At 49.5% G+C, this 12,480-nt stretch carries 16 protein-coding genes; all 16 read left to right on the forward strand.

Annotation, left to right across the window (positions count from 1 at the left end; all coding sequences use genetic code 11):
* The first annotated feature begins 23 nt into the window (after window positions 1-23).
* The 16 genes from RS881_RS24905 to RS881_RS24980 all read left to right on the forward strand — a co-directional run bounded on the left by RS881_RS24905 (window position 24) and on the right by RS881_RS24980 (window position 12,477).
* Window positions 24-605, forward strand: a complete 582-nt coding sequence (locus tag RS881_RS24905; protein WP_315823566.1) for a RagB/SusD family nutrient uptake outer membrane protein — start codon at window positions 24-26, stop codon at window positions 603-605.
* Between the two features lie 449 nt (window positions 606-1,054).
* Window positions 1,055-1,513, forward strand: coding sequence for a RagB/SusD family nutrient uptake outer membrane protein (locus RS881_RS62310; protein ID WP_484557637.1), 459 nt, complete (start codon window positions 1,055-1,057; stop codon window positions 1,511-1,513).
* A 122-nt stretch (window positions 1,514-1,635) separates the two neighbouring features.
* Window positions 1,636-2,310, forward strand: coding sequence for a hypothetical protein (locus RS881_RS24915; protein WP_315823567.1), 675 nt, complete (start codon window positions 1,636-1,638; stop codon window positions 2,308-2,310).
* A gap of 35 nt (window positions 2,311-2,345) precedes the next feature.
* Entirely contained in the window at window positions 2,346-3,581 is a 1,236-nt protein-coding gene (locus RS881_RS24920) for a DUF5007 domain-containing protein (protein ID WP_315823568.1), read from the forward strand.
* The gene (locus RS881_RS24925) at window positions 3,578-3,709 is read left to right on the forward strand and encodes a hypothetical protein (protein WP_315823569.1); all 132 of its coding nucleotides are present in this window, start codon (window positions 3,578-3,580) and stop codon (window positions 3,707-3,709) included. The genes RS881_RS24920 and RS881_RS24925 overlap by 4 nt, the downstream gene beginning before the upstream one ends.
* Window positions 3,710-3,711: 2 nt before the next feature.
* Window positions 3,712-4,098 (forward strand): TonB-dependent receptor plug domain-containing protein, encoded by a 387-nt coding sequence (locus RS881_RS24930; protein WP_315824603.1) that lies wholly within the window; start codon window positions 3,712-3,714, stop codon window positions 4,096-4,098.
* Window positions 4,034-6,568: a SusC/RagA family TonB-linked outer membrane protein gene (locus RS881_RS24935; RefSeq protein WP_315823570.1), complete on the forward strand. Its 2,535-nt coding sequence runs from the start codon at window positions 4,034-4,036 to the stop codon at window positions 6,566-6,568. Before RS881_RS24930 ends, RS881_RS24935 begins: the two co-directional genes overlap by 65 nt.
* Before the next feature lie 42 nt (window positions 6,569-6,610).
* Complete coding sequence (locus RS881_RS24940) at window positions 6,611-6,805, forward strand: hypothetical protein (protein ID WP_315823571.1); 195 nt, start codon at window positions 6,611-6,613, stop codon at window positions 6,803-6,805.
* The gene (locus RS881_RS24945; protein WP_315823572.1) at window positions 6,802-8,169 is read left to right on the forward strand and encodes a RagB/SusD family nutrient uptake outer membrane protein; all 1,368 of its coding nucleotides are present in this window, start codon (window positions 6,802-6,804) and stop codon (window positions 8,167-8,169) included. Before RS881_RS24940 ends, RS881_RS24945 begins: the two co-directional genes overlap by 4 nt.
* A gap of 26 nt (window positions 8,170-8,195) precedes the next feature.
* Window positions 8,196-8,471, forward strand: coding sequence for a hypothetical protein (locus RS881_RS24950; RefSeq protein ID WP_315823573.1), 276 nt, complete (start codon window positions 8,196-8,198; stop codon window positions 8,469-8,471).
* Window positions 8,472-8,533: 62 nt separating this feature from the next.
* Window positions 8,534-8,947, forward strand: coding sequence for a hypothetical protein (locus RS881_RS24955; RefSeq protein WP_315823574.1), 414 nt, complete (start codon window positions 8,534-8,536; stop codon window positions 8,945-8,947).
* A 134-nt stretch (window positions 8,948-9,081) separates the two neighbouring features.
* Window positions 9,082-9,627, forward strand: a complete 546-nt coding sequence (locus RS881_RS24960) for a DUF5008 domain-containing protein (RefSeq protein ID WP_315823575.1) — start codon at window positions 9,082-9,084, stop codon at window positions 9,625-9,627.
* Window positions 9,614-10,618: a delta-60 repeat domain-containing protein gene (locus RS881_RS24965; RefSeq protein WP_315823576.1), complete on the forward strand. Its 1,005-nt coding sequence runs from the start codon at window positions 9,614-9,616 to the stop codon at window positions 10,616-10,618. The genes RS881_RS24960 and RS881_RS24965 overlap by 14 nt, the downstream gene beginning before the upstream one ends.
* A gap of 28 nt (window positions 10,619-10,646) precedes the next feature.
* Window positions 10,647-10,826 (forward strand): hypothetical protein, encoded by a 180-nt coding sequence (locus RS881_RS24970; RefSeq protein WP_315823577.1) that lies wholly within the window; start codon window positions 10,647-10,649, stop codon window positions 10,824-10,826.
* Entirely contained in the window at window positions 10,817-12,319 is a 1,503-nt protein-coding gene (locus RS881_RS24975) for a hypothetical protein (RefSeq protein WP_315823578.1), read from the forward strand. Before RS881_RS24970 ends, RS881_RS24975 begins: the two co-directional genes overlap by 10 nt.
* On the forward strand, window positions 12,310-12,477 hold the full coding sequence (locus RS881_RS24980) for a DUF4983 domain-containing protein (protein WP_315823579.1): 168 nt from the start codon (window positions 12,310-12,312) through the stop codon (window positions 12,475-12,477). Before RS881_RS24975 ends, RS881_RS24980 begins: the two co-directional genes overlap by 10 nt.
* Window positions 12,478-12,480 lie beyond the last annotated feature (3 nt).

Consider the following 12,480-nt stretch of genomic DNA (forward strand, 5'->3'; position numbering starts at 1 on the left):
CAACATCATAATCTCCCCATAGTATGACCGGGAAAAAAATAATAACAGTTTCACTCACAGCTCTTCTGTTTACCGCTACTGTGCCGTTCAGCGCCTGCAACAAACAGCTGGACATCAACTCCACCCGTCAATCGGATGAAGCGAATAGCTGGAAGAGCATCGACGATGCCCGCTCGGGCCTGATGGGCATCTATGGCCTGTTTCGGGCGGCAGTGGCCGACAACAATACGCATTGGCTGATGGGAGAATTGCGCAATGGCGATTTCACTGCGCTGAAGCGCCCCGACCTGAAAGCGATCATAGAAGGTAAGCTCAATGCTTCTTATCCCGTTATTGAAAGTATTACCAACTGGCGTCGCTTTTATGCCGCCATCAATGCCTGCAATCTTTTCATCGAACGTTCGGGGAGGCTATGGCCGATACCCGTTACACGGAGATCAACCATAAGATCGATGTGGCACAGGCACGTGTACTACGCGCTTTCATGTACTATTATATCGTTCGCATTTGGGGTGATGTGCCCCTGCTCACCAAGTCATACGACAATGGCAGTTTTAAAACATTCGGCCGCAGTTCTCAACAGGATGTACTCGGCTTTGCCGTAAAGGAGATCGAAGAAGCAGCGCCGCTGCTGCCTTATGTATATGGTAACGGCGACCCGGTATTGCCCGGCCTGATATACCATACAAAAACCTATGATCAATGGAGGAATATGCTGATCAATAAAGTATCAGCTTATGCCATCCTGGCCCATATTACCGCGTTGCAGGGCAACTACTATGCAACGGCCGGTTATACCGACTTCGTGATGCAGAACTATAATAAGATCGCCATCAATTACCTGTCGGTAGCCGACCTGACGGGTAAAACGGGCATCTTCAATGAACTGGCAGGCGACCTGGCCAATGATCAGAACCAGTTTATCTCTTTCAACTTCATCAAGGGAATGGGTGAATCATCCGTATCGGGCCATATAGAACAACTGACGCTGGCCTACCCGCTGGTATCGAAACAATTGCCAGATATCTATATCACCAATGATTCGCTGGCATCGATGTTCCCTACCAGCAATGGGCAGGACCTTCGCTTTGGTACGGATACTTCCAGTGTGGACCAGGGCACGCCTACGCTTTACCGAAATGCCTATATCACAAGTTATGGTGAAGAGATCCCCATCTTCAGCAAGATCAAATCGATCAATGGGGGTATTGCCGGGGAGCAACAATTCAACGTATTCACTTCCGCCATTCTCTTTACACGCCTGGAAGAGATCAGCTTATTGCGGGCAGAAGCGCTGGCCGTGCTGGGCCATGAAGACGATGCGGCCATGCTGCTCAACAATATCCGCTCCAGGAGAGGGGTAAAGGCATTCGATCCGGCGGTACCGGGTGCAGATCTGGTGAAAGAGATATTTGAAGAACGCCGCCGTGAACTGGTGGGAGAGGGCTGGCGCTGGTACGACCTGGTGCGCTACCACAAGATCAAAAGAACAATCCGGCCTTCAATAATTTGATCAGCCAGGGTGGCATCTATTGGCCGGTAGCACGCGAAGTGATGAACAACAACCCCAATATCACTCAGAACAGTTACTGGAAATAGCCACCAGAAAAATCATACACCAAAAAGAACCTGCACATGAAGATCCATCATACATCAGTTTTACTGGCCGGCGTGATAGCGCTGGTGTTGCTGGCCGGTTGTAAGAAAGACAATACGTATTACAATTACGATAAAGAGACCAGCGTGTTCAATGGCAATAGTTACCAGTACCTGCAATCGGGCGGCGGTTTGTTCGACTCCATGTTATTGGTGATCAATCGCTGTACCGGGCTGAAAGATTCACTGCTGAAGGGCCAGGTCACTTTGTTTGCCATCAACAACAACAGTTTTAACCTGGCCATGAAAAACCTCAACCTGCGCAGGGCTACCATGGTGCCCGCAAGGCCGCCGCTTTCACTAGCCACCCTGGACTCCACCCAGCTGGATACACTGGCCTGCCGCTACATCCTTAACGGGGTATATGCTACCGAGCGGGTGGTAGGCAATGCCGATGGTATCCAGGCGCCGGCTATCAAGTATGGCTACCAGATGAACCTGCTGTATGAGCGGGTCAATGCCGCCGGATACCAGGGTGGTGGACCTCAGCAGTTGTTCTTCAGCGATCCCAAGCAAACCCCCTTCGAGGTATTTTGGGTGACCACCAAAACACAGATCGTGAACGTAAAAACCAACAACGGTATCGTTCATGTGCTTTCTTCCGGTCACGATTTCGGCTTCGGCAATGAATTCGTAGAAAGAATGAACCGGTAATTCCATCACCCATCAACAGCCAAAACAAACGACTTATGAACTATACTCCATGGCGGCTAAGCTTTTACATCCTGGCCACGGGCATGCTGGTCATTGGCGCCTGTAAGAAACTGGTTCCGGAATACCGGGAAGCACTTAGTGCTGACGCAGGTTTTTCCCAAACGACTTTTGAACCGGTTACAGGGCGCACCACGATGTACTCCAACGTATTTTCCAATCCCAACAACAGTTCCTCTTATCCAATCGATTTCAAGATCGTCAATGCCCGCCGTTTTAGTGGCGAGGCAGCGCCGGAGTTGACCGATATCTTCCCGGTATTGGTATGGAAACAAGCCTATACGGGCAATGAGGTATCACTGGCAGAGATAGAGAAAAAAAGAGCTACAGAATACCACAACGTATTTGAGGTTCGACAGCACTCGGGTGATTTTGTGATGTGGTCTTCTTCCAACTCCAGGATACTGCGCTGCCAGGCCGACTCGGGCTATATTTTTGATATTGAGATGAGCAATGGGGGCGGGCGTCGCTATTTCCGCAACATGCGGCTCATGCCTTACCGCGAAAGGCCTTATGAACCCTCCAACCTCAATGCCATCACCGGGCAGTCGGTATCCAATGGTATTTATCCATCCGTTACCAGCAATATCAAGGGTGATTCGAGCAATCAATACCTGTCATCGGCTGATATCGATGTGTATATCCGTAAAGCCAATGACGGTAAACCGGGTGGCAATTCCATTTCCTTTATGTTCCTCGATAAATATTTCCAGCCCATCAACCCAGCCAAATTTGCGTTGACCGACTGGAACAACTTATTGCATGGATTCAATATGCAGAAGACAGCTACCCGGGTCACTTATGATGTAGCCTTTCCTATGCCACTGGTACAATTGCCTACCCGCTATACCACGGCTGATGGCAGAAGGTGCAGTGTAAGATTTTCCTGGTCGCGCATCGGCTTCGGTGGTATGCAGCAGAAGGCTGTACTGGGCCTGGATTTTGCCATCTACGAAGGGGGCAACTGGGAGATCGTGTTTGCATTTAAAAAGACAACCCCAAATTCACCAATGACTAATCCAACCACTTTAACAAAGAAACTCAATACCAACGTTATGAGACCATCCATAACCATCCTCCTGTTGTTGTTGCTGTGTGGCATTAGCCCATTGGGGGTATTGGCACAGGAAAAGATCAAAGTACAGGGCGTGGTGACCAGCAAGGTCGATAATACGACCAAGGCGGGTGTTACCATCTCTGTAGGCAAAAGGTGATAGGCACCACTGATAAGGACGGCGCCTATATTGTTTCGGTAGAGCCCGGCACTACCCTCATCTTTAGCTTTAGCGGCTTTGGTGCAGAGAAAAACTGGTCACGAAAACTACTATACGGCTTGATGTAGTGATGGCGCCCAAAGATGAGGCCATGACAGAGATCGTAGTATCGGGTTTTAAAAGGGCCACCCGTGAAACCACAACCGGATCTACTGTAGTGATCAGCGGTAAACAACTGCAGGATGTGCCCGTTTCCAACGTTATGGAATTGCTGCAGGGTAAAGTACCCGGCTTGAATATCCAGAACAATACAGGTTCACCCGGCTCCATGGGTACCATCAACCTGCGGGGTATTTCCAGTACGCAGGTAAACGCCAATGGTTTTCTGACGCCCACTTCACCACTATTCGTTATTGACGGTGTGCCGGTGGATGCCAATACCAATTATGAATATGGATTTCAGGGTGGCGGACCTGGCATCAGCCCCCCTGGCGCTGATACCACCCGAGGATATTGAACAAATGGAGTTCCTGAAAGATGCGGCGGCCACTTCTCAATACGGTTCACGCGGAGCTTACGGGGTGATCATTGTGACGACCAAGCGCGGCCGCTCCAAAGTGCCCATCGTTTCTTATTCCGGTTCTTTCTTTGTAAATTATGCACCACCGCAACGCAAGGTGATGGGTGGTAATGAAGAACGCCGCGCAAGGATCAACCAGATATTGAACTACGATACCTCGTATACCAACGCGATGCGCCTGATCAATTCCACCTCTTTCCTGTCTGACTCGCTCAATCCGTATTATAATAATTCCACCGACTGGCAGAGCCTCTTCTTCCGTTCTACCAGGAACCAGTCGCATAACGTGAATATTTCCGGTGGCGACCAGTCTTTCAACTATAAAACCAACCTCAACTATTATTCAGAAGAGGGCATCATGCGCAATACGGGTTTTAAAAGATACACACTTGGTATGGACGCCCTTTACCAGCCTACCGAACGTTTCCGTATGGTGACCAACCTGAAGGGGTCCATGGGACAGCGCAATAATGGCAGTGGTCTTGGCCTGGAGCAGGTGGACATCAAGCAAGCATCGAACCTGTCTTCATTGTTGTCACCCGCTTATTATGCCGACTTCAACCAGGCGGCGGCAGGCAAAGAAGTAAAGGATGACAACAAAAGCATCAATATATCGACCTCGCTTGATATCCAGTATGAGCCTATCAAAGGGCTGCGACTGTCGAACCTGTTTACCTACAATATCATTACAGGCAGCTCCAGCAAGTTCAGGCCATCTTTCATCAACAACAATATTCCTGAATACTACAGTTATAACGACAAGACCTATACTTTGTACGACCGGTCGGCCATCAACTATATCCGTTCCTTTGGCCGGCACAACCTGAATGCCTTTGCATTTAATGAAATATCCTCTTATGGCTTCCGGGCGAATGCGATGTTGCTGTCACAAACAGCCAATGACCAGATAGAGGGTCCGGTAGGGTACAACTGGACGCGCACCAAGGGCGGCACGCTTAACAATGCGAAGGACACGCGGATACATGGTTATGGAGGAACGATCCAGTATAATTTCGATACGAAATATGTGGTCGACTTCAGCTATCGCCTGGATGGAACTTCTACCAATGGTCCTTCTACCGGTTATACGCAGAATCCCTCTATCAGCGCCCGCTGGAACTTTAATCGCGAGAATTTCTTTGCAGATAAATCCTGGCTTAGCTATGGATCGATCCGGGGAAGCTGGGGTAAGAACATTGTGCCTACGGGCAGCATCTTCGATGTATTTGGTACTTACCGGGTGGGTAATAATTACAACGATGATCCTACGGTGTATATCGACTGGGGCAATATTCCCAATGACAATTTCAAGCCAGAGACCAAGACGAAGTTTAACCTGGCTACCGAAATAGGCCTCTTCAACAATGCCCTCAACGCTACTTTTGAAACCTACTATGAGTCAATGGACAATGAAGTGGTGGATGTAAGCCTGTCCACGGAGAATGGCTTTACGACGATCAAATCAAACGCCCGCAGCAAAGTGAACTATGGTTTTGAGTGGATGGTCACAGGCCGCATGTTGCCACAGGGTAAACCCCTGCAATGGACCCTATCGGTAAACGGGGCGATCAATAACGTAGTACTTACGCAACTGCCCAACAATGGACGCCAGCTCATCCAGCCATTCAAGGATAATGACGGGGTGAATGTGCCCCTCGTATATAGGCTGGGTAAAGCGCCTTTCTCCAACCTGGTACTCCACAACGAAGGAGTATATGCCAGCACAGCCGATGTGCCGGTAAATCCGCAGACGGGCCTGCGCCTGCAGAACGGCCGTAACTCGGGCGTCTTCTTCCAGGGTGGTGATCCCATCTGGACGGATATCAATGGCGATTACGTGATCGATGAGCAGGACCTGGTATCGGCCGGCAATCCGATAGCTAAAATAAACGGCGGTATCTATTCCATGCTTACCTACAAAAACTGGACGCTTACGATCAATGCCAGCTATACCCTGATGAGGGACCTGCTGAATGTAACACAGGCCAAAACCTTCCAGAACTTTTATAATCCCACAGAGCCCAATGCCCTGGTACCGATCAGTGAATATGATTTCTGGAAACCAGGCGCTGATAAAACTTCGGGCAATGTGGCCAAATATCCCAATCCCTTTGATTTCAGAAGGGCAGGAGCTATCAATCCTTACCGGGCCGATCAGACGCTCTTTATGGAAGATGGCTCTTACTGGAAGATCAACAACATTACGTTCAAATATAATTTCAACCGCAACTGGACCAAAAGAATGGGTATTACCTCCGCCAACGTATACGTAACGTTCAACAATGTGTACACGTTCTCCAACTATTCAGGACCCGATCCCGAACTGGTAACAACGCTGGGCCGGGACAATTCGGGTGGTTATCCCAACCGGAGAAGCATGGCACTGGGGGCCAATATCCAATTTTGATAAGGGCTGTATAGCATCAACGAAAACAAGTAAAAGCAGAACATGAAAAAGACGCTCATCCTTTCCATTACCATCCTGACACTGCTGGTGGCAGGGGCCGGTTGTAAGAAGTTTCTCAACCTCGATCCCCTTAGCAACCTGTCGGGCAATAACTTCTGGCAAACAGAAGCGGATGTTGACAATTATACCAATGGCCTTTTGAATTATACCGGGCTGCTACTTTCCGCAGCAATATGAAGGCAGGCGGAGGCACCGACGAATTTCCTTTCTTCGCCTTTTCCGGCGATATGCGCTTTGCGCCCATTTATGAGCCATCCAATAGCAATTGGAATCGTACCTATATACAGTTCCTGCGCACCAACAACCTCAATCCCATCGTAAGAGGTACCTATAACTGGCAGGGTAATGACTGGTCGGATATATTCACTACAGGCCGTTTCATGAACTGGGACCGTCTTTTCAAGGTAGTGGCCGGCGCCAATATCCTGGTGGAAGAGATTGAGAAAGTGAAGGTGCTAACGCCTGAGAAGAAAGCCAAGTACAAGGCCGAAGGCGTATTTATGCGCAATATGGCTTATTTCACCATGATGCGCGTGTTTGGCGATGTTCCTTATTATACCAACGCTTATAATTCAAAAGCCCTGCCCAGAACACCCATGGTGGATGTGCTGAAGAGCTGTGTGGCAGATATGGCCGCTTACGAAAAGGACCTGCCCTGGACCTATGATGATGCAGCCCGCCGTGCGGTGCGCGGTATGCGCGGAGGGGCATTGGCCCTGCTGATGCACATGAATATGTGGCTCGCTTCTTTCGATGGCGGCAATGCCCTTACCCATTACAATGCGGCCATTGCCTTTGGCGAAGAACTGATCAAACAGAATGGCGGCGCCTATGAGCTGATACCCTATACCAACCGCCAGTACCGCACGGTATTCCGTGGCCGCTCCAAAGAGGGATTATTTGAAATGCCGCAGAACTCAAACTATGGTGAAAGCTTTGGCTGGTCCTTCTATTCAGATCATATTACCCGGTACCGCATCAATGCTACAGAGACCAGGAATACCTATCTCTATTACGAACAAAAATACCTCGACGAGATCTATCCCCCAGGCCAGCCCGATATCCGCCGGAGTGAGTGGTATGAGGATATCTATTCCACTACCGGCAGGTTTTGGTTGACCAAGTACAGTAATATTTTCCAGACGGAGAACAACTCCAGTTATGTGGACGATAGCCAGATCGTATTCAGGCTCGGCGAATCATACCTGTTGCTGGCAGAGGCTTATGCCAATGTAGACCGCGCACCGGAAGCCATCACGGCCCTGAATATCATCCGCACCCGCGCAGGCGCTACGGTATATTCCGGTCAGCCTGGTGATGACCTGAAGAAAGCCATCTGGCACGAACGCTGTAAGGAGTTGATCGGGGAGGGGCATTTCTCTTATGACATGATCCGCACCAAAAATATCCTGGATCCCAAACTTTCCTTTGGCAATTCCATATCGGTAGAGGACTATAAGAATGGCGCCTGGACCTGGCCCCTCAGCAATGCCGTACGCGCCAATAATCCTTCCATCACCTTAAATAACTACTGGAACTGATCCGGCTCCGGCTCAACAACAACATTATGAACGTCATCAATAAAATACTACCCTTTGCCCTGCTGCTCCTGGTGATCAGCAGTTGCAACAAGAGCAATTACCAGGATGGGGGCACGCTGGATCCTGCATTCAAGGGCGCTACCATGGATTACCTGGCATCACGGCCCGAGCTATTCGATTCCCTCACCAAGGTGATCCGCCTGGCAGGACTTGAACAAACGCTGAAAAGTGAAGAGGTGACTTTTTCGCCCCACCACAGCAGACGATTGAAAAGACCATCCGGATCGTCAACCTCCTGCTGAAACAGTATGGCAAGGATACCGTTTACAACCTGCGCCAGATAAAACCGGCGGTATGGAAGAAAATGCTGAACCGCTATATTTTCAAACACAAAAAGTCGCTGACAGATTATCCGCAGGTCGACTTTTTGAATGTGCCTGTATTCCCCGGTCAGTCCTATGTTTCTAATGGGGGTGATATCATGAACATTGGGGTAAAGTATGGAGATGCCGGTGGGGTGCAGTATGCGGGAGAAAGGAGTCTTTTCCTTTCGTTTATCGGCTCGCTTTCATCGCCTACCAATTCCTGGATCAATGCGGCCGTAGCCACCAGCAATATATCCACCAACAACGGCTATGTACATGTACTTAGGTTTACCACCAACCTTAGCATTACATTTTCCGGGAGTCTTATCGTGCTCGACTTTACTGATCATTATTTCGGGTTTGATCCATTCCTGTTTTACAACGACGCCCTGGATTATGGTATCGATCCATAAACAGCTCACTACAACTAACACATTCAAAGGAAGCTTATGAAAATATTGCATCAACGATATAAGAAAACAAACTGGCTGCTGCCTGTACTGGCCATCCTATTACTGGCGGGCTGCAAAAAGTTGACGACCACCGTGTGCAGCTTTATCCCGATGGTCCGAAAGCGCCGATCAAATTCCTGGATGGGCTTCCTGCTCCTTCACAAGGCAGGGCGGGTACCATTGTTACTTTTAAAGTAATGGGCTTAAAAGGAAAAGAAAGCAAGTTCAAGTTCCTCATCGGTCAGCTGGAAACAGAAGTGATAACCGTGGGCGACAGCACCATTTCGGTACGTATCCCTGCCGATGCCATCACTGGCGGCGCCGCCGTTGAATTTGACAACCAGTATTTCTTTGGTCCCGAGTTCCGCGTGCGCGGCAACCTCATCATCGACCCTTCTTTTGTTGCTTTCAATGGCGCCCGGGGCCAATACTTGATATTGTGGATGCCAGCAATGTGGCCGGTTCCTACATCATTGCCGGTTCTTTCACCAATTACAATGGCCTGGCCAGCCCCGCTGCTCCGATCTTTGATATTGCCAAGATTGATAAAACGGGCACGCTTACCGCCTCCAATAAAATGCTCACCCGCACGGGTACCGAGGGGGCGTTATTTACTCGCTCACCCCATTGGCCAGCGGTAATTACCTGGCAAGTGGTTTCTTTTCCAAATACAATGAGCGGGGAGGCATCTATTCTGTTGCCCGCCTGTACCAACGCGCACAACTGGATACGATGACGGTGGAGTTGGTAAATCCTGATCCGATCAATAACCCCAATGATAGCAGGGATACCGTGGCTACTTTCAATGGCGGCGTCAATGGCGCTATTCAGTATGCTTATGAGACGGATGATAACCAGATCATTGCGGTAGGCAATTTTACCGAATACCGGAGTAATTTTTATAAAAGGTCTACCAAGGCCAATAGGGTAGCCAACCGCGTATTGATGAACCAGGTGCTCAAAATGAATGCCGATGGTTCACTCGATTCCAATTTCAATTATAACCTCACGTTGCACAAGGGCAATCCCGGGGGCAATGGGCCGATAGTAACGGCCATCCGTATTTCAGGCAACCGGGTATTACTGGTGGGCGCCTTCACCACCTTTAATGGGCAAACTGCCAACCGGATCGTTTGCCTCGACGAGTGGGACGGCACCATCAGTACCGACTTCAATACGGGCTCGGGTGCCGACGATGTGATTGCATCGGTTACCTACAACGAAAATACCGACCGCATCCTGCTTACAGGCAGCTTCCACTCTTTCAATGGTGTTGCCGCCAATGGCGTGGTGATGCTGAAGCCCGATGGCAGTGTGGACAAGACTTTCCAACTGCGGAGTACCACCGATGGTAAAGTGACCTATGCCGCGCAACTCAACTCCGGCGATGTGATCATTTCCGGCAGTTTCCAAAAGTATGATGAAAAGGTGCGCCCGGGTTTTGCTTACCTGGGTAGTGATGGCAAGGCCATTACTGGTTACAACAACACCGGTACTTTCAACGGCAGGATCTATAAAATGATCGAAAGGACTACCGACCTCGGTTACCCGGGTGTGATACTGGTGGGTGATTTCAACAAATTCGACAATACCGACGTCAACAATATTGTATACCTGGAGATCAGGAAGTAAACCAACTACAGACATTCAATTTAATACCATGCGTGCACAAAAGATGAAATACAGCAGCCAGGGCAGAAGGGGATGGGGACCTATGGTCTTGCTTGGCTTCCTGATGGCCACTGCTGCTTTTATTGCCTGTAATAAAACATTCGACAATAAGCTGCAACAGGATTATGGAGCTGATGGTGGAGCGGGTAAGAAACAAAAATGCTGGTGATACTCGTAGATGGAGCTGTTGGGGGAGAAGTACAGCGGGTACAGGCGCCTTATTTGACAGTGCTGGCCGACAATGCCATTTACTCCTTTGATGGGCTTACCGATACCCGTAAAAATCCCGTGACAAATGCCATGGGATGGACCACGCTGCTCACCGGTGTTACAGCCGACAAACATAAGGTAACCGGCGAGGATTTTACCGGCAATGACCTGACCACCTATCCTTCGCTGTTTACCCGCTTAAAACAACAAAGGCCTACCTGGAGAACCGTAGCGCTGGGCGCTTCCAGCGACTTTATACAAAACCTGGCCACCGATGCCACGGACAAGAAAACGCTGGCCAGTGATGTGGCAGTGAAAGATGCTGTAGTAGCTGAATTGAAGCAAGGGAATGCGGACCTGGTAGTGGCTCAATTTCACGCAGTAGATGCTGCAGGCATCGCAGGGGCCTACAATGCCGATAATGCCGGCTATAAAGCTGCCTTGCTGAAAACAGATGAATACATCCAGGCAATTGTTGAAACACTTTCGCACCGCGACAGTTATGCACTGGAAAACTGGATGGTGATCGTTACTTCCAATAAGGGCTCCGTACTGGCCTCTGATCCTGTAGCAGCTGATAAACTGGCTTATGATGACTCGCGTCGCAATACCTTTTTCATTTGCTATGCGCCGAATATGAAAGTATCCTATAAACCCGGTTCCTTGCCTTATTCCGGCACCACGCCGGTATACCAGGGCGGCTCGGCAGCGGCCACCAAAGCAGAAGGTAAAAATGCCGGAAACCTGCTCGATATAGGCGCTTCCGGCAGCTATACGATCGAGTGCAAGGTGAAGATCCCATCCGGCAACTATTATTATCCCGCCATTCTTGGGAAAAGAGCTTCTTTCTCCCGCTACACAGTAGGGTGGGTTTTCTTCCTGGAAGGAGATTTCTGGATGGTCAATTTCGGACAAGCCGCACTTGATAACCGGCAAATCCGTGGCGCTTCCATTTCAGATGGCAAGTGGCATACGCTGACGGTAACCATCAACCAGCAAAATGCTACCACCCGCCGTGTAGAGACCTTTACCGATGGCGTATACTGGGATGGAGGTATTAGCGATGCCACCCGTAACATCAATTCCTATGGCAATCTTAACAGCCAGGCCGCCTTTAATATCGGCCAGCTGGCAACTGATAATGTAACAGGGCTGGCCAATTACAGCATTACGGATGTGAAAATTTATGATACGGCTTTTGGCCGCGATTATATCCTGGCCAACAGTTGCAAAACATCACCTGCTCCTGATGATCCTTACAACCGCAGGCTCGTGGGCTATTGGTCCTGCCGGGAGATATCCAACCTGGCTACCCCAACCGGCGAAAAGAAAGTGTTGGCAGGCATCTCCGGTAAATACAAAGCGGGGATCCCGCTTATCCTGGTTATACCAATGATAAACTGGCCCTTTTCCTCAATGGCAATTACAGCAGCAGCAGTTTTGTGGAAGTAGTGAACAATGTATGCCCCACGCCCGATGCCAATTCCTTTAAGGTGGTTCCCAACTCAGTGGATATGGTGACGCAGGTATTGGGCTGGATGGGTGTGAATCCTACTGCCACCTGGGGATTGGATGGCAGCACCTGGTTAACTTCTTTTATGAATTTATAATCA

Origin of the sequence: Paraflavitalea speifideaquila, assembly GCF_032395985.1 — a bacterium.
In the GTDB taxonomy this organism is placed as follows: Bacteria; Bacteroidota; Bacteroidia; order Chitinophagales; family Chitinophagaceae; genus Paraflavitalea; species Paraflavitalea speifideaquila.